This is a genomic window from Pseudoduganella danionis, from assembly GCF_009720775.1.
Taxonomy (GTDB): Bacteria; Pseudomonadota; Gammaproteobacteria; order Burkholderiales; family Burkholderiaceae_D; genus Rugamonas; species Rugamonas danionis.
Map to the genome: position 1 here is coordinate 687,314 of NZ_WNKW01000002.1, position 23,829 is coordinate 711,142.

A 23,829-nucleotide genomic window follows, 5' to 3' on the forward strand; every position below is an offset into this window, starting at 1 on the left:
GCATGAAAGCAATGATACTGGCTGCGGGTAAGGGCACGCGCGTACGTCCGCTTACCTATGATTTGCCCAAGCCCATGATCCCCATCCTGGGCAAGCCAGTGATGGCCTATCTGATTGAACATTTGCAAAAGTATGGCGTGACAGAAATCATGGTCAACGTCAGCTACCTGCATGAAAAGATAGAAGAGTATTTTGGCGAAGGCCATCAGTTCAACGTACAGATCGGCTACTCCTTCGAGGGCTACACCACGGATGAGGGCGAAGTCGTGCCGCAGCCGCTGGGTTCGGCGGGTGGCATGAAGAAAATCCAGGAGTTCGGTGGCTTCTTCGACGACACGACCATCGTGTTGTGCGGTGACGCGCTGATCGATCTGGATATCAAGTCGGCGCTGTTCGAGCACCGCCGCAAGGGCGCGCTGGCCTCTGTCATCACCAAGGAAGTGCCGTGGGACAAGGTGTCGAATTATGGCGTGGTGGTGACGGACACGGATGGCCGTATCACGGAATTTCAGGAAAAACCCAGTCAGCAGGATGCCAAATCGAATTTTGTCAGCACCGGCATCTATATTTTCGAGCCTGAAGTCATAGACCTGATTCCTTCCGGCCAGACCTTTGATATCGGTTCGGAGTTATTTCCGTTGCTGGCCGAGAAAGGACTGCCGTTCTACGCCCAGACGCGCAACTACAACTGGATAGACATCGGTAGCGTTTCGGACTATTGGGAAACCTGTCAGAGCGTACTGATGGGGGAGGTCGCGAACCTGCACATGCCCGGCATACAGATCAATGATGGTTTGTGGGTGGGCTTGAATACCAGCATAGACTGGGAAGGCACGCGTATCGAAGGTCCCGTCTATATTGGTTCGGGCACGCGCATCGAGGCCGGCGTGCATATCGTCGGGCCGACCTGGATAGGCCATGGCAGCCATATCTGTGCCGGGGCGGAGGTGGTGCGCAGTGTACTCTTCGAATACACTAGGGTGTTACCGAATGTTTCTTTAAACGAAATGATCGTGTTTAAGGATTATAGTGTCGACCGCTGTGGCGAGATGAAGCACGTCTCCGAAACCCATCCCGACTCGTGGGCCAATGCACGCGATCGGCGTAGCAAGCGGCGCACGGCGCAAGATAGCGAATTAACCAAAAAGAGAAATATTGCATGAAAATTTACCCGGTAATCCTGTCCGGTGGGTCTGGAACCCGTTTGTGGCCGCTTTCGCGTGCGGTATTGCCTAAGCAGCTACTGCCACTTGTTTCGGAACGTACGATGCTGCAGGAAACCGCATTGCGCCTGCATGAGCGCGCGCAGATGCAGGCGCCGTTGATCGTATGCGGCAACGAGCACCGCTTCCTCGTGGCAGAGCAGATGCGTGAAATTGGCATTGACCCGCTCGGCATACTGCTGGAGCCTGTAGGCCGCAATACGGCACCCGCGGTGGCTGCCGCCGCGCATTATCTGCGCGCCATCGATCCGGACGCGGTGATGCTGGTGTTGCCGGCTGATCACGTGATCGAACATGTCGGTGCTTTCTTTGCCGCCATCGGTCATGCTGCTGCGCTGGTCGAGCAGGGCGCTTTGGCGACTTTCGGCATTGTGCCGACGGCGCCGGAGACGGGCTATGGCTACATTCGTAGCGGCGCCGCCGCAGCCGCGCCACACTGCTATGCGGTCGATAGCTTCGTCGAGAAGCCGGACCGTGCCAAGGCGCAGGGCTTTGTCGATGCCGGCAATTACTACTGGAATAGTGGCATGTTCCTGTTCCGCGCCGAAGTCTATCTGGCGGAATTGCAGAAGTATTCGCCTGCCATCGCCGACGCCACTGCGACGGCAGTGGGCAAGGATTACCGCGATCTGGATTTCTGCCGTCTGGACGAGGCTTCGTTCACGGCATGCCCATCGGATTCGATCGACTATGCCGTAATGGAACATACCAAGCACGCCATCGTGGTGCCGGCCGACATAGGCTGGAGCGACGTTGGTTCGTGGTCGGCCCTGTGGGAAGTTCAGCCGCACGACGGGCACGGTAATACGACCCGCGGCGACGTCTATCTGGATGACGTGAGCGGCTCGCTGGTGCGTGCCGAGAGCCGTATCGTCGCCGTCATCGGCGTGCAGGATCTGGTGGTGGTGGAGACCAACGATGCGGTGCTGGTCGCGCACAAGGATCAGGTGCAGCGCGTGAAGAACGTGGTTGATCATTTGAAGACCAAGCAGCGTACCGAGCACCTGCACCATACCAAAGTGTATCGTCCATGGGGTTGTTACGAAGGGATTGATGTCGGCGAGCGTTTCCAGGTCAAACGGATTACCGTCAATCCGGGCGGCAAACTGTCGCTGCAGATGCATCACCATCGTGCCGAGCACTGGATCGTGGTCAGCGGTACGGCCGCGGTAACCTGTGGCGATAAAGTTACGCTGCTGACGGAAAACGAATCGACCTATATTCCTATCGGCATGACGCACCGGCTGGAAAATCCCGGTAAATTGCCTCTGCATCTGATTGAAGTACAGTCTGGCAGCTATCTGGGCGAAGACGATATCGTACGCTTTGAAGATGTGTACCAGCGTGCCTAAGCGGGCACGATAACGCTATAATCGAGACGGAAGCTGCGGCTTCCGTTTTTTTTGAAAGCTGACTTACTTGCGCCATATTTTTCTATTCTGTGCAGCCATGTCGCTGCTGACTGCTGTTCATGCCCAGTTTCTGCCGGCGCGCGGCCTGACTGCGGCGCAACTGGCTGTGGTTGTCAATGACGATGAGCCGAACAGCGTCGAAGTCGGCGAGTATTATCGCAAGGCACGCGGCATCCCGGCCGCCAACATCGTCCACGTGCAGATCCCGCATACTCCGCGCAAACTCGACGCGGAGGAGTTTGAGGCACTGAAAGGCAAGATCGACGCTAAATTGGCGCCGGAGATACAGGCCGTGCTGATGGTGTGGACGGCGCCGTATGCGGTGGAGTGCAATTCCATTACAGCAGCCTATACGCTGGGACTGGATAGTGCCTTGTGCGCCAAACCCTGTGGTCCGGCCAAGCCTAGCGCCTACTACAACTCGCCCAGCGCGCGGCCGTATAGCGAGCTGAAATTGCGTTTGTCGATGTTGCTGCCTACCGATAACGTCGAGAACGCCAAAGCGCTTATCGACCGTGGTGTGGCCAGCGGATTTTCTGTGCCTCAGGCCAGCGCGTATTTTCTGCAGACCAGCGATGCTGCACGGAGTAGCCGGGCACGGTTTTTCCCCCGTTCGATGGTATTGCCGCAGCAAAAGCTGACCATCAAGACAATGCAGGCGGACAGTATCGAGCAGGTCAGCGATATCATGCTGTATCAGACGGGACTGGCCAGCGTACCCAAGCTGAATACGCTTAAATTTCTCCCTGGCGCGCTAGCCGATCACCTGACTTCTTTCGGCGGTGATTTGCTGGGCGAGCGCCAGATGAGCAGCCTGCGCTGGCTCGATGCCGGTGCAACGGCCAGCTATGGCACCGTGTCGGAGCCTTGCAACCATTGGCAGAAATTCCCTAACTCTACCGTGCTGCTGAGCCAGTATCTACGCGGCGCCAGTGCGATCGAAGCCTACTGGAAAAGTGTCGCCTGGCCGGCCCAGGGCCTGTTTATCGGCGAACCGCTGGCCGCACCCTACCGCCACTGAATCCGCGTGGAGGTCCTGAGCGGCAGTGCTTAGTCTGAACGGACTAATGCACTGTCATCAAGGCGTCAAGCGTGCAGATTACTATGCAAAATGTCATGTTTAAATACATTTTGTTAACTCTGCATTCTCGACACTTACTACCTCAGGAAACTCCATGAAAAAAACCTCCTATTTGTCGCGCGTTGCGGCACAGGCCAGGCCTGTGCGCCGCACGGCCATGGCCGCTGCATTGCTGGGTGCGCTGTCTGCCCCGGCACTGGCTGTCGTCGCGGTGCCTGTTGATACGGGCGCCCAAGTGGTGATTAGCCAAGTGTACGGTGGTGGCGGCAATACTGGCGCCAAGTATAAGAATGACTACATCGAACTATTTAACCGCAGCGATGTCGCGGTGAATATCGGTGGCTGGAGTGTGCAGTACGCATCGGCCACGGGCGGCACTTGGCAAAAGACGCCTATCCCGGCAGGCGTGGTATTGCAACCGGGGCAGTATTACCTGGTGCAGGAAGGCGCTGGCACGGGCGGCACCGATAACTTGCCTGCACCGGATGCATTCGGCGCGCTGAACCTGAGCGGCTCCACTGGTAAGGTTGCGCTGGTCAATAGTGGCACGCTGCTGTCGGGCGTATCGCCTGCGGTGGCTAGCTTCGTCGATCTGATCGGTTTTGGCGGCGCCAATTACTTCGAAGGTAGTGCTGCCGCACCAGTGCTGTCGAATACCACGGCGGCATTGCGCGCAGCCGATGGCTGTACCGATACCAATAACAATAGCAGCGACTTCAGCACGGCTGCGCCTGCGCCGCGCAACACCAGCACGGCCTCGCATGCCTGTTCCGCGCCAGCCGCCCCCCCTATCGTTGCCACTTGCCCGGCCAGCCTGTCGCTGGGCGTGGGCGTGGGCGGTAGCGCCGCACTGAGCGCCACCGATGCGGATGGTATCGTCAACAATGCCGTGATTACTTCTGCCAGCATCCCCGGCATCAGCCTGGTCGATTTCGTGGCGGCAGCGGGCATAGGCGCCAACGCCAGCGTAACGCTGAATGTGGGCGCGGGTGTGGCGGCGAACACCTATCCAGTCACCATCCGTTTTGATAACGATCAGTCGCAGCAGACTAGCTGCACGATCAATGTGACGGTGGCTGCGCCGGCCGCAGTAAGCCATACCATTCCGCAGATTCAGGGCGCGGCGGCAGCCAGTCCCTATGTGAATACCACCCAGACCACCGAGGGCGTGGTAACGGCGAAAGTCGGCACTGGCTTCTTCATTCAGGATGCCGTAGGCGATGGCGACCCCGCTACCTCGGACGGTCTGTTTGTTTACACCACGGCTGCCAATATCGGCACCGTCAAAGTCGGCGATCTGGTGCGCATTAGCGGCACCGTGAGCGAATACACGGCCAGCGGCGCAACGCGTTCCTATACTGAACTCACCAACGTCACAGCCATCATCCGGCTGGACAAGGACAAGGTGATTGCACCGACCAATATCCAGTTGCCATACGATGATCTGGCGCGCGTGGAAGGCATGCTGGTGCGTTTCACCAACCCGCTGACCGTGTCGCAGTTGGAATTCCTGGGCGACCGTGGCGAAGTCACGTTGTCCTCGGGGCGTCTGGAAATTGCTTCCAACCGTTACCGTCCCGGTACGCCAGAAGCACTGGCCCAGGCCGCTGCCAACCAGAAGAATCAGATCATTCTCGATGACGGCATTTTCGTCACCCCGACCACGATTCCGTATCTGGGGGAAGATGGTTCGCTGCGCGCTGGCTTCAGTGTGCGTGACCTGACGGGCGTGATCGATTTCGGCGCCAAAGGCGGTGGCGGTGCCGGCTTCAAGCTGCAACCGACCGTGGCGCCCGTGTTCTCGGCCGATAATCCACGTGCCGATGTGCCCGCTTTGGTAGCCGGTAATATCAAGGTGGCCAGCGCCAACGTGCTCAACTACTTCACTACCTTTACCAACGGTACGGATGATCTGGGCAATACGGGGCAGGGCTGCTCGCTTGGTAGCGCCGTGTCCAAGTCCAATTGCCGCGGGGCCGACAATCTGAATGAGTTCAACCGCCAGACCGCCAAGATCGTGGGTGAGCTGAAGGCCATCAATGCTGACGTCTATGGCCTGATGGAAATCCAGAACAAGGGCGAATACACCGTTACCAAATTGGTCGATGCGCTCAACGAAGCCATTTCGCCGGGCACCGGCCTGAAGACGTATGCCGTCGTGCCTAAGCCCGCCAGCACTGGTACCGATGCTATCCGTGTCGCCATGATCTACAAACTGGCCAGCGTGAAACTGGTTGGTGGCGCACTGTCCGATGCCGACGCCATCAACAACCGGCCGCCTATGGCCCAGACCTTCCAGGCTGCGAATGGCGCGAAGTTCTCTGTCATCGTCAATCACCTGAAGTCCAAAGGTAGTTGCCCGAGTGGTAACGGTGCCGATGCCGACCAGGGCGATAGCCAGGGTTGCTGGAATGCCACCCGCATTCAGCAGGCGCAGCGTCTGGTGAATAGTTTCGTTCCGCAGGTGACGGCGGCTGCCGGCGACAACCGCGTGCTGCTGATCGGCGACTTCAACTCCTACGGCATGGAAGATCCGATAGCTGCCATTACGGCCACGGGCTATGTCAACCAGCTCGAGCGTTTCGTCCGCGCTGGTGGCGGCATGCCTTACTCGTTTGTGTTCAATGGCGAAGCCGGTTATCTGGATCACGCACTGGCCAGCCCGGCACTGAATGGGCAGGTGGTCGATGCGGCCGAATGGCATAACAATGCCGATGAGCCGACCGTGGTGGACTACAACACGGATGGCAAGCCGCAGGATAAATACACCAGCGCTCCTTACCGTGCGTCGGACCACGATCCAGTGGTGATCAGCCTGAATCTGGCTGCGCCTTATACCGATGTCAGCAGCAGCGTGCGTGCCGCCGCCTCGGGACTGGTGCTGAACCGTTCCACTGGCAAATGGGTGGGTAGCCTGACGCTGACGAATACTTCGAATGTGGCGCTGCAAGGCCCGCTGCAGGTCGAGCTGGTGGGGTTGGTGGCCGATGCCACGCTGGTCAATGCAAGCGGCAGCCATAACGGCGCGCCGTATATCACGCTGAGCGGCAATCTGGCCCCGGGGGCTAGCGTGGTCGTGCCTACCACCTTCAGCAAGTCTGGCAGCGGCACGGTGCGCTATTCGGCAGTTAAAGTCTACAGCGGTACTTTTTAAGGAATCATGAATATGTTGAATCTCACTACTTTCCGTCGCGGCCTGCTGGCCGTGGCCCTGGGCACGTGCGCGACGCTGGCTTCGGCGGCCAGTACCTTCCATGTTGAACTGAATACGCTGACCCTGGGCAGCAATGGCTGGATAGACATCCAGCTGGGCGGCGCGCCCATGGATCCCTCGCCGGCATGGGCCAAGCTCAGCCATTTCGGCGGTTTCATCCAGCCTGCCAGCGCACAACTGAGCGATGTAACGGGCAGCCTGGCCACTGGCTACACGCTGGATACCACGCTGAATGGCTGGAGCGAGCTCCGGCATGAAGTGAATTACGCAGGTGGCAAGATCAGTTTTGACCTCAGCATCGACGGTGCTCCCGGCAATAGCAATTCCAGTTTCAGTGTGGCGCTGTTCGATGCCCAAGGCGATCTGCTGCAGTATCCGGTCAGCAGTGACGGCTTCAGTGCCCTCAATCTGGAATTCGTGCCGGCTGCTACGGCCGGCGGCCATGGCACTTTGCTGCTGAGTGGCTACGACAATGGTCTGGTGCAGATCACGGCCGTGCCCGAGCCGTCCAGCTGGTTGATGCTGGGCGCCGGTGTGGCCCTGCTGGGCCTGGTCCGTCGCCGCCAGTTGCCAGCCTGAGTGTAGCCTGACTCAAAAAAACGACAGGCCGTTTGCCGGTGCTGTCGTTTTTTTGTTTGTCGCGCACAACTTTTGTTGATCTCGCATTGCTAGTAACGCTGATAAATACTGGATATATATCGAAAACATCTAAATCCTGAAGGCAAATCATATTAGTAAAGCTATGTTGCATATTGCATAGTATTTTCTTTACACGGATTTGCCATGCCACCTGCCCATATCCTTGTCATTGAAAACCAGCCAGCGACGCTAGAGCTGATCGCTTTGAATCTCGGCATGGCCGGCCATACGGTCAGCCGCGCGCATGATGCTGAAACTGCTTTACTGATGCTGGAAGACAGTCTGCCGGATGTCTTGCTGCTGGACTGGAATCTGCCCGGGCAGTCGGGCCTGACGCTGATACGGCGCCTGCGCGCCCAAGCGCGCACCCGTGCGCTGCCGATCATGATGGTGACGGCGCGTTGTGGCGAGCCGGACAAGATCATGGCACTCGAAAGCGGTGCGGACGACTATATGACCAAACCCTTCAGCCCGCGCGAGATGGTGGCACGCGTGCATGCATTGCTGCGGCGGTGGCCTGTGTTGCAGCCGCAGGCGGCGCCGGATGCCAGCGGCCTGCGGCTGGATCCCCATACTTTGCGGGTGACGGCGGGTAGCCAGCAGTTGGCCATAGTCGGCATGGAGTTGAAGTTGTTGAATTTTTTTATGCAGCATCCGGAGCGTGTGCATAGCCGGGCGCAGTTGCTGGATCAAGTGTGGGGCAGTGCTGTCTATGTGGCCGAGCGTACGGTCGACACCCATGTGGGGCGCTTGCGCACAGCGCTGCAGCCCAGTGGCCGACAGGGTTGTATAGAAACCGTACGGGGTAGTGGTTACCGCTATGTGGCACGCGGCGCTTCGATGCAGGCGGCGTCCGCATGAGCTACGAGGCACTGGTCATTCTGAGCAAGCTGGAACAGGAGTATCTGCTGCATGCCATCGAAGCGGCATTGCCGGTGCAGGAGCGGCGCCAGTTCTTCTTGTGGTCGCAGGGCCCCTTGCAGGCGCTGCTGCCGCATCAGTTGATGGTCTGTCTGCAGTTCGGCCCGGGCGATGTGCTGCAGCATCTCGACACGCTGCACTCTGTCGTGCTCGAGGGCGGACTGCTGGCGCGTATCTGCAATCCGCTTGACGGTCTGGCGCTGCGGCTGGCACGGACCTGCCGGATTGCATCTTTGCTGCCGGCTTGGCTCGATGCGAGTGGCAGTGAAAACCTGTCGCCGCTGGACGCCTATCTGGGCGAGTTGCGTGATCTGGGGCTGGATAATGTGATGTTGCACGGTAATGGCCGAACGGCAGGGCAGGATACGGTGTTCCTGCTGTTTAATTTGCCGCAGCGGCCGCGGGCGCGGCATGGCTATTTTTTCAGCCTGTTACTGCCCACGCTGCATCTGACCTTGCTGCGGCTGAACCAGTGGCAGGCGCAGGATGGCGTGCTGGCCCGTCCGGTGACGGCGCGCGAACGCGAGATACTGCACTGGGTCCGCGAGGGCAAGAGTAATGAAGAAATCGGCCTGATACTGGGGATTAGCGGGCTGACTGTGAAGAACCATTTGCAGCACCTGTACCGGCTGCTTGGCGTCTCGAACCGCACCCATGCGATCGCGCGCGGCATGGCTTTGCTGCTGTTCGAGCAGCCGCCGGCGCCGCTCGCGCGTGTGGCCTGAAAACCTAGCGCTTGGCACTCGGCTCGTAGGTCGATGTGGTGCAAAAAGAAAAGATTGTCGGATAAATAAAGCCCATGGTAGCCTCTTGTCTCTTGCAAGCAGGTGGGTTGGTTTAAGGAGTTGTTCGGATGGATGTAGCGAAGAGTTGTCGTCAGACAGGCGCCCCCAAGGCTGGCGGTTTTACCTTGCTGGAATTGCTGGTTGTAATCGTCATCATTGGTCTGTTGGCCGCTTATGTAGGCCCCAAGTATTTTTCACAGCTGGGCAAGTCGGAAGTGACGATCGCCCGGGCCCAGATTGAAGCGTTCGAAAAATCGCTGGACACCTACCGTCTCGATGTGGGGCGCTATCCGAATACGGAAGAGGGCTTGGCGGCTCTGCTGGCGGCACCGGCTGCGGCAGGCGCCAAATGGAATGGGCCGTATCTGAAAAAAGGCATACCGCCCGATCCCTGGGGCCATCCTTACCAGTACAAGGCGCCCGGCAGCAAAGCTGAATTCGAGATTATTTCGCTGGGCCGCGACGGTCAGCCTGGCGGTAGCGGCGAAGACGCCGACATCACCACGCAGTAAGCTGCCCTGATCCGGAAAGTTGCCACCCGATGCAGTTCGAAGTCCGTACACTGTCGGCCGATATGGTGATCGGCCAGATGCTGGTCGACGCCCGCGATGAAGTCGACGCGCGCCGCCAGGTCGAGGCGCGTGGGCTGTACGTGAGCGCGATTGCGCCGCAGCGCACGACACTGGGCTGGCGGCGCAGCGGCGCCACATCCGGCGGCCTGTCGCTGGTGCTGTTCAGCCAGGAATTGCTGGCCTTGCTCACGGCTGGACTCGGCATTGTCGAAGGGCTGGAAGCGCTGCTGGAAAAAGAAGCCAGCCCGGCCACGCGCAATGTGCTGGAGCGTCTGCTGGCCGGCTTGCGCGAAGGCCAGCGTTATTCGAGCGTGCTGGCCGAGCAGCCGGAATTGTTCCCGCCCCTGTATGTGGGCATAGTGCGTGCGGCCGAAGGCACTTCTGATCTGCCGCGGGCGCTGGCGCGCTATATCGACTACCAGCAGCGTATCGATCTGGTACGCGCCAAACTGGTGTCGGCTGCCATATATCCCTGCATCCTGCTGCTGGTCGGCGGCGGTGTCAGTCTGTTCCTGATCGCGTATGTGGTGCCACGGTTTGCCGAAGTCTATCAGGGCGCCGGGCGCAATCTGCCTTGGATGTCCCAGCAGATGCTGAACTGGGGCCAGTTCGCCGCCCAGCATACCAGCCTGCTGCTGGCGGCCGTCGCGCTACTTCTGGTGGGCGGCGTGCTGGCAGTGCGCCGGCTGGCTGGCAACGGCGGCGTAATGCGTCTGCTGGTTCGCTTGCCCGGTGTGGGTGAACGGGCCCGTATTTACGAACTATCGCGTCTGTATCTGACGCTGGGCATGCTGAGCGAGGGCGGCATCACCATCGTGCAAGCGATCGAAACCGTGCAGGGCATGGTTTCGCCGGCATTGCGCCAGCATTTGCAGCAGGCTCGCAATGCGGTCGAGGCGGGGCTGCCGCTGTCGGCTGCGTTCGAGGCCAACCAGTTGACCACGCCGATCTCGCTGCGCATGCTGCGGGTCGGCGAGCGCACTGGCGACATGGGGCCCATGCTGACCCAATCAGCCGCCTTCTACGACGGCGAAATCAGCCGCTGGATAGACCGCTTTACCCGTACTTTCGAGCCGCTGTTGATGGCCGCCATCGGTCTGGTGGTCGGCGCGATTGTGGTGTTGCTGTATATGCCCATCTTCGATCTGGCGGGAGATATGTCATGACGGCCGCCGTGCCCAGCCCAGGCTGCAGCGTTAGCGCGACCGGCGAGGGCGCGCCGGCCACCATCGATATGGCGCTGCTAGCACGCGCGCGCCGGGTGTGCCGTGCCTCGGGACGGACCTTGGTCGACGAGCTGCAGGCCCAGACGGGGCTGGAGCCGCGTCAGGTAGTACAGGCGCTGGCGCGCCCGTTCGGCATGACGGTGCTGGAAACTGCCGACATGCTGGCGCTGGCGCCGGCCTTCGAACTATTGCCGCTATCGCTAGCCATGGCGCGCCATTGCGTATTGCTGCGCGCGGCCGATGGCGGCGTGGTCGGGGTGATTGCCGATCCTTTCGATCTGGATTTGCAGACCTGGCTGGGAACGCAGGCGCGGGCCACGCCGCAGGCGCCGCTGTCGACCCGGCTGGCACTGCAGGCCGATATTCAGGCCTATCTATCCAAACAGGAGGAGTCGGCACGCGCTACGGACAGCCTGCTGCCCGGTACGGCGGAAGGGCGGCGTGACGGCAAGACGGCGGCTGTGCTGTCGTTCGCTTCCGTGTCGGAGGCTGCCAGCCCGGCCGTGCGGCTGGTGAATTCCACGCTGTACGATGCGCTCAAGGCTGCGGCGTCCGACATCCATCTGGAAAGCACGGCTGGCGGTCTGGCCGTGAAATACCGTGTGGATGGCGTGCTCGATCATGCCACTGCCGTGCATGGCGTCGAGCTGGCCGAGCAGATCATCTCGCGCCTGAAGGTACTTGCCGAACTCGATATCGCCGAGCGTCGCGTGCCGCAGGATGGCAGCTTCCGGGTCGAAGCGAACGGCCGCGAAATCGATCTGCGCGTCTCCATCATGCCGAGCATCCACGGCGAAGATGCTGTGATCCGCATTCTGGATAAGCGCGCCATGATCGAGGCCTATGGTTCGCTGACGCTGGAAGCACTGGGCTTCGATGCGCCGTCGCTGGCGGCGCTGCGCGCACTGGCGCAGGAAGCCTATGGCATGCTGCTGGTGACCGGGCCCACCGGCTCCGGCAAGACCACTACGCTGTATGCGGCGCTGACCGAGATCCATAACGGGCGCGAGAAAATCATCACGATTGAAGATCCGGTGGAATACCAGTTGCCCGGCATATTGCAGATACCTGTGAACGAGAAAAAAGGCCTGACCTTTGCCAAGGGCCTGCGCTCGATATTGCGGCATGATCCGGACAAAATCATGGTGGGCGAAATTCGCGACCGCGAGACAGCGGAGATTGCCGTGCAGTCGGCACTGACGGGCCACCTCGTGCTCACGACTGTGCATGCCAACAATGTGTTCGATGTATTCGGCCGTTTCACCCACATGGGCATAGACCCCTATGCCTTTGTCTCGGCGCTGAACGGCATCTGGGCACAACGCCTGATCCGGATGAACTGCCCCCATTGCGCTACCGCGTATGAGCCCGATTTGCAGGAACTGGCCAGTGTAGGACTGACGCGCAGCGAGGCTTATGACTACCGCTTCATGCAGGGCAAGGGCTGCGGCGACTGTCGTGGCACAGGTTACAAGGGGCGCCGTTCGATAGCTGAAATCCTCACGCTGAATGACGAAATCCGCGAACTGATTGTGGATAAGCGGCCTATCCGCCAGATCAAGCAGGCAGCTTATGCCAACGGAACCCGCAGCCTGCGGCAGGCGGCGCTGGAACTGGTCAAGCGTGGAGCTACCACGCTGACAGAAATCAAACGGGTGACTTTGCATGCGTAGAGCTTGGGGACAGTCGCTGCGCATAGGCGTCGCAGCGCAAGGCGTCAGCCTGTTGCGCGAAAGCCGCTGGCGCAAAGCTGGTGTGGAAGTGTTGGCACAACACGTGTGCAGCGCGGCGGTTGCGCATCCTTATGATGGCTTGGCGCAGGGGCTGCGTGCCTTGCTGGGCGGGCACCAACTGGCCGGCTGGCCCGTGCGTTTTGTGCTGGCAGATGAACTGGTCCGGCTGTGGCGCGTCGAGCCGCCGGCTGGCGCTGCCCGGCTGGCCGATCTGCAGGCCAGCGCCGGCCTGCGCTTCCAGTCACTGTACGGCGAAGCACCGGCGGGCTGGCAGATCAGCGCAGACTGGAATGCGGCCGCACCATTTTGGGCGGCCGCTATGCCGCGCGAGTTGCTGGAAGTGCTGCAACTGCAGGCACAAGAACACGGCTTGCGGATTGTCAGCATCGAGCCGCAGATGATCGCTGTGCTGAATCGCTGGCGGCGTGCATTGCGGCCCGGTGCATGGTTTGCTGCTGTCCACGATGGTGTGCTGAGTATCGCGGCGCTCGAGCCCGACGCGAGCGCCGTGCGCGCCATTCGGGTGCTGCCCATGCCGTCGGCCCAGAATGCCGATCAGCTGTGGCTGGGGCAGGTGCTGCAGCGCGAGGCACTGCGGCTCGATATGGCAGCGCCGCAGTTGCTGCAAGTATGTGGCAGTGCGCCCAAGCTGTGGCATGGGCCGGTCAGCCATGCTGAGCACATACCGTGCGCCGTGCTCGATCAGGCGCAGCAGGGCGCCAGGTGCGCGATGTCGGTGCTGGCCCAGCTGGCACTCAGCGGGTGTGCACAATGAAAGCCGTCAAAATCGATTTCGCCGCGGCGAGCGTGCGCCGTACGCTATTCCATACTCATCCGGCTGTGTTGCTGCTGGCTGGCGCCGCGGTGCTGCTGTGCGCGACGGCCGCGTTCACCGGTTGGCGCTTGGTGCAGCAGCAACGTGACCGTGCGGCCGAACTGCAGCACCTGCACCAGCGCGCGGAGGCCTTGTCGCGCCGGCCGCGCGAAATTGCCCAGCCGGTGCTTACGCCGGCCCAGGCACAATTCGTTAATGGCGCCATTCAGCAATTGAATCTGCCATGGCGCGAGCTGCAGGATGCCGTTCTGGCCGCCACACCGCACCAGATTGCTTTACTGGCGCTGGAGCCGGATCCGCGAAAGCAAGTGCTGCGGCTTATGGCAGAAGCCAGGACCAGCGATGATATGGTGGCCTATGTGGCTCAGCTCAAGCAGCAGGAACTGTTCAGCAGTGTGACGCTGACGCGGCATGAAATGAACGAGCAGGACGCCAATCGTCCCCTGCGTTTTCAGGTGGAGGCGATATGGCTGGCACGCTGAAGTGGCTGGAACTGGCGCCCTTGTTGCTGCGTGGCCGGCTTGCGCTGGCCCGGGCCGGCGCGCCGCTGTGTATCGCCGTTGCGCTGATGGTGGCCGGTATGGCGAGCTGGCTCTGGCTAGTGCCTCAGCACGCAGCTGTACGGCCAGTGCCTGCACAGCCATTGCCGGCACTGGTAACGGCGCCAGCAGCGCCCACAGCCAATCAGAATCTGGCCGACTTTTATGCTGTGCTGGGGCCGCAACGCTATGCTGAACAGCAGGTGAAAGTCCTGTTCGATCTGGCTGCCAAAAACGGGCTAGTGCTAAATCAAGGGGAATACAAGACGGCACGTGATGTGGCCAGTGGCGTGACGACCTATCAGATCACATTGCCCGTGCAAGGCCCGTATCAGGCGATCTGGCAGTTTGCCTTGCAGGCCCTGCGCACCATGCCGTTTGCTGCGCTTGATGAAGTGGCATTCCGGCGCGAGCAGATCGGCGAGCCCATAGTGGAAGCACGCTTGCGCCTGACCTTGTATCTGAAGGATGGCGGCGCATGAAGCCATATCAGATATTGATGGCGCTGGCGCTGGCCGCTGCGGCGGCCTTGCTGATCTTCGGCGATAGCAGTCCCGATAGCGGCATTGCTGAAGCCGTGCAGCGGTCGGTGCCAGCCGCTACAAGCGAAGCTGCATCGGTACCCAGCGCAGCTGCGCCTGAACGCAACGCCAAGGCGCATGCCGACGCGGCAATTTTGCGCCTGATTCCACGCTCCACGCTGGTGGGGGAGGCAGATGAGGCCACGTTTGCAGCGGGCGCAGGCATCTTCCAAGGACAAAGCTGGAATCCGCCAGCACCGCCGCCAGCAGCCGTTTCCCATGCGGCGCCAGCAGCGCCGACGGCGCCACCCGTGCCATTTGCCGTGATCGGCAAGGCGCTGGCCGATGGCGTATGGGAAGTTTATCTGGTACGGGGCGACAAGACCTATGTCGTCCGGCCGCAAACCATTATCGACGGCAGCTACCGCGTGGAGAAGATCGCGCCGCCAGCGATGTCGATTACCTATCTGCCTTTGAATCAGGTACAACAGATGAATATTGGAGCACTCGACTGATGGCTAGCCACCTGACAAATCTGGGCCGCCGTGCCGCTTTGCCTGCCATGCTGGCGGCTGCACTGAGCGGCTGTGCCGGCCAGATGGCTTACCGCGATGGCCGTGCGCTGATTGCCGAAGACAAGATCGAGGCTGGCCTGCTGAAGTATCAGGAGGCCAGCAAAGCCGATCCGACCAATCCCCAGTACCGTGCTGCCTATCTGCGCGCGCGCGAAGTGGCAGCACAGCGCTTCCTCGATCAGGCGGAACGCTACCGTGCCGAGGGACGGGTTGACCTGGCCGAACAGAGCCTGTTGCGTGTGCAGGGGCTAGACCCGCAGAACGAACGGGCCCGTGCCGGCCTGCGTCTGCTGGAGCGCGATCAACGGCTGGGCAAACTGCTGGAAGCCGCCAGCTTGCATCTGAACAGAAACGAGCTGGAGCTGGCCAGACAAAAGCTCAATGCCGTACTCTCTGAACAGCCGGCCCACGAGCAAGCGCGCCTGATGCTGCGCGACGTGATGGACAAGCTGGCACCGCCGGCGAGCGAGTCGGGATTGGCCAAAGTGTATAAGCAGGCCATCACCATCGAGTTCCATGACGCGCCGCTCAAGCAGGTGTTTGATGTGATTGCGCGCCGCTCGGGGCTTAATTTCATCTTCGATAAAGATGTGAAGCTGGACCAGCGTACCACCATCTTGTTGAAGAACAGCACAGTGGAATCGGCCATCTATTTCATGCTGCTGACTAACCAGCTGGAACAGCAGGTGATGGATGCCAATACCATCCTGATCTTCCCGAATGTGGCGGCCAAGCTGAAGGAATATCAGGAGATGTCGGTCAAGACCTTCTTCATGGCGAACGCTGAAGCCAAGCAGGTGGCCAATACGCTCAAGACCATACTCAAGACGCGTGACGTGGTGGTGGATGAAAAACTCAATCTGCTGATCGTGCGCGATACGCCAGATGCGATCCGTCTGGCCGAGCGGCTGATAGCATTGCAGGATACGCCCGAGCCGGAAGTGATGCTGGAAGTGGAGATTCTGGAGGTGAAGCGGGGCAGTACCACCGACCTCGGTGTGGCCTGGCCCACGACCGTGGAGCTGGCGCCCCTGACCACCACGGGTGGTTCGGGCATTACGGTGCGCGATCTGAATAATCTGAACCAGCGCAATATAGGCGTGACAGGCGTATCGGCCAGCCTGAATGCGAATACCAAGGACAACAACACCAACTTGCTGGCCAATCCGCGCATTCGCGTGCGCAACAAGGAAAAGGCCAGCATCGTTATCGGTGACAAGCTGCCGGTGATTACCACCACCGTGTCGTCGGGCGTGGGCGGCTTTGCCAGTGACTCCATCAGTCTGGTGGAAGTGGGGCTGAAGCTGAATGTGGAGCCTATCGTGTACCTGAATAACGAGGTGGCGATACGCGTCGCGCTGGAAGTTAGCAATTTGACCGGCACTATCACCACCAAGAATGGTGGCACGGCCTACCAGATCGGTACGCGTCAGGCCAGCACCATGCTGCAACTGAAGGATGGCGAGAATCAGGTGCTGGCAGGGCTGATCAACAGCGAAGAGCGTGGCTCCGGCAACCATGTGCCGGGCTTCGGTGATCTGCCTGTGCTGGGCCGCTTGTTCGGCAACAAGCGTGACGACAACCAGAAGACTGAGATCGTGTTGTCGATTACGCCGCATTTGATCCGCAATCTGCAGCGTCCGGAAGCATCGGTGTCCGAATTCTCGGCCGGGACGGAGGCAAGCTTCCGCCGTCGCCCCGATATGTCGGTGCGTGTACTGGCAGCTCCGGCGGTGACTGGCATGCCGCTTGCGCCTACCCAGGCGCCTGTCCCGGCGCCTGTCCCGGCGCCGGTTTCGCTGCCGGTGCCTATGCCACCATCGGTCGCGCCGCCTGTAGCGGTGGGGGGCATGCCACTGCCAGTTGTTAGCGGCCTGTCTGCTCCGGTCCCACCGCAAGTTGCAGGTAGTGCCGAATCCGCTGCGCAAGGTGAGGTCGTCGCGCCGTCACCGCTGCAGCCGCGCCCCTGATCCATCATGATGAAGGGCTTCACGCTGATTGAATTGTTGGTGACGCTGGCCATACTGGGCCTGTTGAGTGCATTGGTTGTGCCGACTGCGCAAATCGTGGTGCAGCGCCGTCAGGAGCAGGAATTGCGTGAGAATCTGCATCAGATTCGTCAGGCTATCGATGCCTATAAGCTGGCCTATGACCAGGGCCGCATCACGAAAATGCTGGGCGAGACGGGCTATCCCAAGTCACTGGAGTCGCTGGTGATCGGTGTGCCGGATGTGCAGAACCCTGCGCATGCCAAGCTGTACTTTCTACGCCGCCTGCCGCGCGACCCGTTGAATACTGATCCTTCCCTGAGCGAGGCTCAGACCTGGGGCAAGCGTAGTTATGCTAGCGAGCCGGACCAGCCGCGCGAGGGCAGCGACGTCTATGATGTTTATAGTCTCAGTGAAAAATCGGGGCTCAATGGTGTCCCATATAGGAAATGGTAAGCATGCGTCATCGAGGATTTACGCTGATTGAATTGCTGGTGGTGCTGGGCATTATTGCATTGATGCTCACGCTGGCTGTACCGCGTTTTTTTCCCGGCATAGACAGGTCGAAGGAGGTGGTGCTGGCGGATAACCTGCGTAATGTCCGACAAGTACTGGATCAGTATTATGGCGATACGGGGCGCTATCCGGATACGCTAGAACAACTGGTGGAGAAAAAATATCTACGTGCCATGCCGGTAGACCCGCTGACGGACAGCGACAGTAGCTGGATCATCGTCCCCCCCGAGGATGGTAGCAAGGGCGGGGTGTATAACATCCGCAGCGGAGCTGCGGGCATTGATCGCAGCGGCAAGCCTTACGCGGATTGGTAATGTTTCCATTTGCTCATCGTCGACAGTCCGGGTTTACCTACCTGAGCCTGGTTATTTTGCTCGCGATTATCGGGCTGGTGACTGCCTCGGCTATTAAGCTTGGCGCAATGCTGCAGCGCAGCAAGGCGGAGCAGGAGTTATTGTTGATCGGTGCGGCTTTTAGCGATGCGTTGCAGAGCTATGCCGAGGCCACGCCTGCGGGCCAGGCTAGCTTGCCGGGCTCACTCAATGATCTGCTACGTGACCCGCGATTCCCGACGCCACGACGGCATTTGCGCAAGATTTTTGCGGATCCGGTGACTGGACGTGTCGAATGGGGCATCGTCTATGCCGGCGATAAGCGGGGAGTCGTGGCAGTTTATAGTTTGTCTAATGCAAAACCTGTGAAGTTGAGCAATTTTCCGAGTCGATTCGCGGGTTTTTCAGGTGCCTTGAAAATTTCAGACTGGAAATTTTCGGCCGCGTCTATGACAGATAAAACCCCACCCAGCCACGAACTGGCAGCAAGATCTAGCGAAAATGTCGCATCAGCACGACAAAGCGCGAAAAAAACTAGCGAAACGGCGGAAGGCGTGCAGACCGAGGCGTCGGATGAGTGGGCTAAACCGGGCTTTCCCTCTGGGGCCGCGCCTTCGAGCCCGGAGGCGGGGCAAATCGAGTTGCCCTCACGTCAAAATTCGCAGTAACTTCTTTTCTTGAATGCACTAATTAAGCGATAAAAATGTTGCACTGCAGATAGGCTTCCCATATCGCGAAAATAGTTTCTAGTATTGAAACTTAAATGGAAAATTTACAATTGCTTTCCATCTTGTTATGATATGATCTGTTCCGTAGCACTCCGTTTAACTAATGCGTGGCCAGCGCAAGCTTAGCCACAATTCGTCTGATTAAGGAAATCATATGAAATTGAAATCTTTCGTTGCTGGCGCTCTGCTGGCTGCTGCTTCGTTCGGTGCCTATGCTGGCGACCAAACTATCGTAGTTAACACCGATGGTGAATCCTATTCCTGGAGCTCGGTTCTGGGTGATGGCATTCTGTCGGGTGGTAAAGATGTAATTAACTTTACCTCGAACTCGTCGGGCTATTTCGATGTAGCAATCAGCGTCACCGGTCAGAATCTGACTTTCGATGCAGCTACCAACCTGAACGGCGTTGCAGCTGATCTGTCGCAATCGAGCAGCGGTAAGCTGAAATTCGTTGGCGTTGAGCTGATCGGTAAGTCCCCATGGAAACTGGAACTGTTCGGTACTCCTACTGCTGGTAAAGTAGCTTCGTATGCTGGTACCTACAGTGTAACCGCTGTTCCAGAACCAGAAACCTATGGCATGCTGCTGGGCGTAGTTGCTCGTCGCAAAGCAAACAAAGCAGCTTAATTTATAGCTGACTTGAAAAAAAGCCCGCTTCGGCGGGTTTTTTTTCGCCTGTCGATAGGCGAGGGCGACTATTGGAGGGGCGGTATCAGAAGTCGGAGGGTGGTGGCTGGCGTGGGCCGGCCACCTGTAGTGCTGATTAGCGGGCGCTGCGCTTGAAGTCGCGCAGGCGGAAGCCCAGTGCCAGTAGTACGGCGAAATACACCGTCGCGCAGGCGCCGATGACCAGTAGCAGTGCGCCTATGCGCAGCAGAGTATGGTGCTGCATGCCCAGCCAATTGACTTCGTGCGCGCCATACCAAGCGGCAGCACCCATCAGGACGCAGGCGATCACCAGCTTCAGGCAGAACAGTGGCCAGCCCGGTTTTGGCATATAGATGCCGCGTTTGCGCAGTCCGGCAAACAGGAAAGCGGCGTTAATGCAGGCGCCCAAGCCTATCGATAGCGCCAACCCTGCGACTTGCAGATACGGAACGAACAGCCAGTTCATTAGCTGGGTGGCAAGCAGCACGCCGGTGGCGATCTTGACGGGCGTGCGGATGTCCTGCCGTGCATAGAATGCCGGTGCCAGCGTTTTTACCAGAATAATCCCCAGCAAGCCAGCGCTATAGGCGATCAGCGGGCGGGCTGATTGGCTGGCCGCTTCGGCCGTGAATTTGCCGTAGTGGAACAAGGTGGCAATCAGCGGTTCGGCCAACATCGCCAGTCCCACCGCGGCCGGCAGGGCCAGTAAAAAGGTCAGGCGCAACCCCCAGTCCAGCAGATCCGAATATTCTTGCGGATCGCCATCTGACTGGGCTTTGGACAGGCTGGGCAGCAGGATTGTGCCCAATGCCACGCCTAGCAGGGCGGTGGGAAATTCCATCAGGCGGTCGGCATAGGACAGCCACGAGATGCTGCCTTCAGCCAGGCGCGAGGCGATGCTGGTGTTAATCATCAGGCTGATCTGGGCGGCCGAGACGGCAAACACGGCCGGCCCCATCTTTTTCAGCACGCGGCGCACGCCCGGATCGCTCAGGCCAGCGGCTGGATTCCAAGAGAGTGTAGGCAGCATGCCGATCTTGATCAGGGCAGGGATCTGGATGGCTACCTGCAGGATGCCGCCTATGAAGACGGCAATTGCCATGGCATAGATCGGTTGCTCCAGATGCGATTGCAGGAACAGCGAAGCGGCAATAAAGGACAGGTTTAGCAGTACCGGCGTGAAGGCCGGTATCTTGAACTCGCGCCAGGTATTCAGGATGCCGCCCGCCAGCGCCACAAACGCCATGAAGCTAATATAAGGGAACATCAGGCGCGTCATCCAGACGGCGGCATCGAAAGCGCCGGCCTGCTGGTCGAGGCCGGTGGCGATCAGGTAAACAAAGATGGGCGCGCCGATAATGCCGATGGCGCTCACGAATAGCGTGGCCCACACCAGCGTGTTGGCCACATGGTCGGCCAGGGTCTTGCTGGCCTCCTGGCCGTGCTGGTTCTTGTACTCGGATAAAATGGGCACGAAGGCTTGCGAGAAAGCACCCTCGGCAAACAATCGGCGTAGCAGGTTGGGAATGCGGAACGCGACGATGAAGGCATCTGTATAGGCGCCGGCGCCAAAGGCGCGGGCAAACAGGGTTTCACGCAACAGGCCGGTAACGCGCGACAGCATGGTCATGCTGGAGATGGCGGCTAGAGTTTTAAGCAAGTTCATGGGGCATGATTATAGTTGCTCCTGACGGAAAATATCGCTATAATCGCAGGCTGTACAAAATTCTGTTATGCAGACACTAATGTTTGGCAAGCAGTAGTTTGATCGGCAGATGCAATGAATTGCACCTGCTTGGCAAACATAAATGTTTGCAAACGAACCTTTACCCTGTTTTAGGAAATTCCATGGCAAATACCGCACAAGCGCGCAAACGTGCTCGTCAAGCAGTTAAGCAAAACGCTCACAACTCGGCTCAGCGCTCGACCCTGCGTACCGCGATCAAAGCAGTTCGCAAAGCGATCCAAGCTGGTGACAAGGCTGCTGCAACGACTATCTTCCAATCGTCCGTGTCGACCATCGACAGCATCGCCGACAAGAAGATCATCCACAAAAACAAGGCAGCTCGCCATAAGAGCCGTCTGGCCGCTGCTCTGAAAGCACTGGCCGCTTAATTTCCCTCACGGGAAGTTAGCTGTTTAGAAACCCGTACTAGCCTCTGGCTGGTGCGGGTTTTTGTGCTTGCGCGGCGGGTTTTTTTTCGTCGTAAATGGCCAATGCAGGCCAGCCTGTTTGCACCGGCTGGCCGCGCTGCTGCTTTGCTCAGGTATTTATATCCTTGGGCGACACTTCCATCCATTCGCCCGGCATCAAGGGATGGGTGGCCAGCGAAATGCCGCCGATGGCGGTGCGCACCAGTCGCAGCGTGGGCAAGCCCACGGCCGCCGTCATGCGCCGCACCTGCCGGTTCTTTCCTTCCTGCAGTGTAATTGCCAGCCAGCTAGTAGGTTGATCGGCCCGTTCGCGGATGGGCGGATTGCGCGGCCATAACCACTCCGGCGCTTCGATCTGTACCGCCTTGCAAGGCTTGGTGACGAAGTCGCCCAGATCAAGCGGCGACTGTAATTTCGCCAGGCTTGCTGCGTCCGGTACACCTTCCACCTGCACGATGTAGACCTTGGCTTCCTTATGGTCGGGGTGGGCTATCATATGCTGCAGTTTGCCGTCGTCCGTGAGTAGCATCAGTCCCTCGCTGTCGGCGTCGAGCCGGCCGGCAGGGTAGATATTGGGAATGCTGAGGTGGTCGGCCAGTGTCGCACGGCCGTCCTGTGGTGAGAACTGACACAGTACCTGGAAAGGTTTGTTAAATAGAATGAGAGACATACTTTTCTTGGGGTGTTTTTGGTGTAGGCTTATTGGCCAGTATCTGAAAAACCGTAGCGCCTAGTAAAATACTCGTGCATAATGTGAAACGCCCGTCTTATGTCTTATAGAAGACTTCGGACAAATGTACCACCGTGCAACTAATTCCTGCCTGATAGCAGCTCGCTGCTAGTCTAGCGTCCACTTCGGAGATCACGATGTATCAACATATCAAAGTACCTGCCGACGGCCAGAAAATCACCGTCAACGCCGATTTTTCCCTGAATGTACCAGATAACCCTATCGTTCCGTACATCGAAGGTGATGGTACTGGCGTCGACATCAGCCCAGTCATGATCAAAGTGATCGATGCTGCTGTTGCCAAAGCCTACGCTGGCAAGCGCAAGATCAGCTGGATGGAAATCTACGCTGGCGAAAAATCGACCAATGTGTACGGTCCGGACGTATGGCTGCCAGAAGAAACCCTGACGGTACTGAAAGACTACGTGGTTTCCATCAAAGGCCCTCTGACCACTCCAGTTGGCGGCGGTATCCGTTCGCTCAACGTGGCTCTGCGTCAGCAGCTGGACCTGTACGTCTGCCTGCGCCCAGTGCGCTACTTCACCGGCGTGCCTTCGCCAGTGAAAGAGCCAGAGAAAACCGACATGGTCATCTTCCGTGAAAACTCGGAAGACATCTACGCCGGTATCGAATACCAGCAAGGTTCGGAAGGCGCCAAGAAACTGATGGACTTCCTGATCAAGGAAATGGGCGTGACCAAGATCCGCTTCCCAGAGACCTCGGGTCTGGGCATCAAGCCAGTGTCGAAAGAAGGCACCCAGCGTCTGGTACGCAAAGCGATCCAGTACGCGATCGACAACGACAAGCCATCCGTGACCATCGTTCACAAAGGCAACATCATGAAGTACACCGAAGGTGGCTTCCGTGACTGGGCTTACGAACTGGCACAAACCGAATTCGGCGCTGAACTGATCGACGGCGGCCCATGGTGCAAATTCAAGAATCCTAAGACCGGCAAAGACATCATCGTCAAGGATTCGATCGCTGACGCGTTCCTGCAACAGATCCTGCTGCGTCCAGCAGAATACAGCGTGATCGCTACCCTGAACCTGAACGGCGACTACATCTCCGACGCACTGGCAGCACAAGTGGGCGGTATCGGTATCGCTCCAGGCGCCAACCTGTCGGATTCCGTAGCGATGTTCGAAGCTACCCACGGTACCGCACCTAAGTACGCAGGCAAAGATTATGTGAACCCAGGTTCGCTGATCCTGTCGGCTGAAATGATGCTGCGTCACATGGGCTGGGTTGAAGCTGCTGATCTGATCATCTCGTCGATGGAAAAATCGATCGACTCGAAGAAAGTCACCTACGACTTCGCCCGCCTGATGGAAGGCGCAACCCAGGTTTCGTGCTCGGGCTTCGGCGACGTGATGATCGCCAACATGTAATTCTTGCATTAGCATACAGGGCCCGCTTCAGCGATGAAGCGGGCCTTTTTTTATTTCCGCACAGG

General features: G+C 59.0%; 23 protein-coding genes. 21 read left to right on the forward strand and 2 right to left on the reverse strand.

All coding sequences use genetic code 11. The features are described 5' to 3' along the window. Positions 1–2 precede the first annotated feature (2 nt). The 19 genes from GM655_RS11255 (at position 3) to GM655_RS11345 (ending at position 19,468) form a co-directional block, all read left to right on the forward strand. Positions 3–1,163 carry a nucleotidyltransferase family protein gene (locus GM655_RS11255; RefSeq protein ID WP_155434736.1) on the forward strand — a complete coding sequence of 387 codons (1,161 nt, stop codon included), beginning with the start codon at positions 3–5 and terminating at the stop codon, positions 1,161–1,163. Then, positions 1,160–2,575 (forward strand): mannose-1-phosphate guanylyltransferase/mannose-6-phosphate isomerase, encoded by a 1,416-nt coding sequence (locus GM655_RS11260; RefSeq protein ID WP_155434737.1) that lies wholly within the window; start codon positions 1,160–1,162, stop codon positions 2,573–2,575. Before GM655_RS11255 ends, GM655_RS11260 begins: the two co-directional genes overlap by 4 nt. A 97-nt stretch (positions 2,576–2,672) precedes the next feature. After that, positions 2,673–3,656 carry a TIGR03790 family protein gene (locus GM655_RS11265; RefSeq protein WP_155434738.1) on the forward strand — a complete coding sequence of 328 codons (984 nt, stop codon included), beginning with the start codon at positions 2,673–2,675 and terminating at the stop codon, positions 3,654–3,656. Positions 3,657–3,810: 154 nt separating this feature from the next. Next, a complete protein-coding gene (locus GM655_RS11270; RefSeq protein WP_155434739.1) occupies positions 3,811–6,870 on the forward strand; it encodes an ExeM/NucH family extracellular endonuclease in 3,060 nt (1,019 codons plus the stop codon). A 12-nt stretch (positions 6,871–6,882) separates the two neighbouring features. Next, positions 6,883–7,509 (forward strand): NF038129 family PEP-CTERM protein, encoded by a 627-nt coding sequence (locus tag GM655_RS11275; RefSeq protein ID WP_196308745.1) that lies wholly within the window; start codon positions 6,883–6,885, stop codon positions 7,507–7,509. A 204-nt stretch (positions 7,510–7,713) separates the two neighbouring features. Further along, positions 7,714–8,430: a response regulator gene (locus GM655_RS11280; RefSeq protein WP_155434741.1), complete on the forward strand. Its 717-nt coding sequence runs from the start codon at positions 7,714–7,716 to the stop codon at positions 8,428–8,430. Beyond that, the gene (locus GM655_RS11285) at positions 8,427–9,215 is read left to right on the forward strand and encodes a LuxR C-terminal-related transcriptional regulator (RefSeq protein WP_155434742.1); all 789 of its coding nucleotides are present in this window, start codon (positions 8,427–8,429) and stop codon (positions 9,213–9,215) included. The genes GM655_RS11280 and GM655_RS11285 overlap by 4 nt, the downstream gene beginning before the upstream one ends. A gap of 128 nt (positions 9,216–9,343) precedes the next feature. Further along, on the forward strand, positions 9,344–9,787 hold the full coding sequence (gene gspG / locus GM655_RS11290; RefSeq protein WP_155434743.1) for a type II secretion system major pseudopilin GspG: 444 nt from the start codon (positions 9,344–9,346) through the stop codon (positions 9,785–9,787). Positions 9,788–9,816: 29 nt separating this feature from the next. After that, on the forward strand, positions 9,817–11,013 hold the full coding sequence (locus GM655_RS11295; RefSeq protein WP_155434744.1) for a type II secretion system F family protein: 1,197 nt from the start codon (positions 9,817–9,819) through the stop codon (positions 11,011–11,013). A gap of 68 nt (positions 11,014–11,081) precedes the next feature. Then, positions 11,082–12,746, forward strand: a complete 1,665-nt coding sequence (locus tag GM655_RS11300; protein ID WP_155434849.1) for a GspE/PulE family protein — start codon at positions 11,082–11,084, stop codon at positions 12,744–12,746. Continuing rightward, positions 12,739–13,581: a hypothetical protein gene (locus tag GM655_RS11305; RefSeq protein ID WP_155434745.1), complete on the forward strand. Its 843-nt coding sequence runs from the start codon at positions 12,739–12,741 to the stop codon at positions 13,579–13,581. The genes GM655_RS11300 and GM655_RS11305 overlap by 8 nt, the downstream gene beginning before the upstream one ends. After that, entirely contained in the window at positions 13,578–14,123 is a 546-nt protein-coding gene (locus GM655_RS11310; RefSeq protein WP_155434746.1) for a hypothetical protein, read from the forward strand. Before GM655_RS11305 ends, GM655_RS11310 begins: the two co-directional genes overlap by 4 nt. Further along, complete coding sequence (locus GM655_RS11315) at positions 14,108–14,662, forward strand: hypothetical protein (protein WP_229632516.1); 555 nt, start codon at positions 14,108–14,110, stop codon at positions 14,660–14,662. Before GM655_RS11310 ends, GM655_RS11315 begins: the two co-directional genes overlap by 16 nt. Further along, the gene (locus GM655_RS11320; protein ID WP_155434747.1) at positions 14,659–15,216 is read left to right on the forward strand and encodes a hypothetical protein; all 558 of its coding nucleotides are present in this window, start codon (positions 14,659–14,661) and stop codon (positions 15,214–15,216) included. The genes GM655_RS11315 and GM655_RS11320 overlap by 4 nt, the downstream gene beginning before the upstream one ends. Beyond that, a complete protein-coding gene (locus GM655_RS11325) occupies positions 15,216–17,246 on the forward strand; it encodes a secretin GspD/PilQ domain-containing protein (RefSeq protein ID WP_155434748.1) in 2,031 nt (676 codons plus the stop codon). Before GM655_RS11320 ends, GM655_RS11325 begins: the two co-directional genes overlap by 1 nt. Positions 17,247–17,252: 6 nt before the next feature. Further along, positions 17,253–17,720: a type II secretion system protein gene (locus GM655_RS11330; protein WP_155434749.1), complete on the forward strand. Its 468-nt coding sequence runs from the start codon at positions 17,253–17,255 to the stop codon at positions 17,718–17,720. After that, entirely contained in the window at positions 17,714–18,094 is a 381-nt protein-coding gene (locus tag GM655_RS11335) for a type II secretion system protein (RefSeq protein ID WP_155434750.1), read from the forward strand. The genes GM655_RS11330 and GM655_RS11335 overlap by 7 nt, the downstream gene beginning before the upstream one ends. Next, entirely contained in the window at positions 18,094–18,780 is a 687-nt protein-coding gene (locus GM655_RS11340) for a type II secretion system protein (RefSeq protein WP_196308746.1), read from the forward strand. The genes GM655_RS11335 and GM655_RS11340 overlap by 1 nt, the downstream gene beginning before the upstream one ends. A gap of 214 nt (positions 18,781–18,994) precedes the next feature. Beyond that, positions 18,995–19,468, forward strand: a complete 474-nt coding sequence (locus GM655_RS11345) for an FxDxF family PEP-CTERM protein (protein ID WP_155434751.1) — start codon at positions 18,995–18,997, stop codon at positions 19,466–19,468. 136 nt (positions 19,469–19,604) lie between these two features. Here GM655_RS11345 and murJ read toward each other — a convergent pair whose 3' ends face one another. After that, positions 19,605–21,155 carry a murein biosynthesis integral membrane protein MurJ gene (gene murJ / locus GM655_RS11350; protein WP_155434752.1) on the reverse strand — a complete coding sequence of 517 codons (1,551 nt, stop codon included), beginning with the start codon at positions 21,153–21,155 and terminating at the stop codon, positions 19,605–19,607. A 182-nt stretch (positions 21,156–21,337) separates the two neighbouring features. Between murJ and rpsT the strand changes: the two genes are divergently transcribed. Beyond that, the gene (rpsT, locus tag GM655_RS11355) at positions 21,338–21,604 is read left to right on the forward strand and encodes a 30S ribosomal protein S20 (protein WP_154359505.1); all 267 of its coding nucleotides are present in this window, start codon (positions 21,338–21,340) and stop codon (positions 21,602–21,604) included. Positions 21,605–21,752: 148 nt separating this feature from the next. Here the strand turns inward: rpsT and GM655_RS11360 are convergent, their stop codons facing one another. Then, a complete protein-coding gene (locus tag GM655_RS11360) occupies positions 21,753–22,313 on the reverse strand; it encodes a pseudouridine synthase (protein WP_155434753.1) in 561 nt (186 codons plus the stop codon). Between the two features lie 197 nt (positions 22,314–22,510). On the opposite strand from GM655_RS11360, the gene icd reads away from it, so the two are divergent. Beyond that, positions 22,511–23,764 (forward strand): NADP-dependent isocitrate dehydrogenase, encoded by a 1,254-nt coding sequence (gene icd / locus GM655_RS11365; protein ID WP_155434754.1) that lies wholly within the window; start codon positions 22,511–22,513, stop codon positions 23,762–23,764. Positions 23,765–23,829 lie beyond the last annotated feature (65 nt).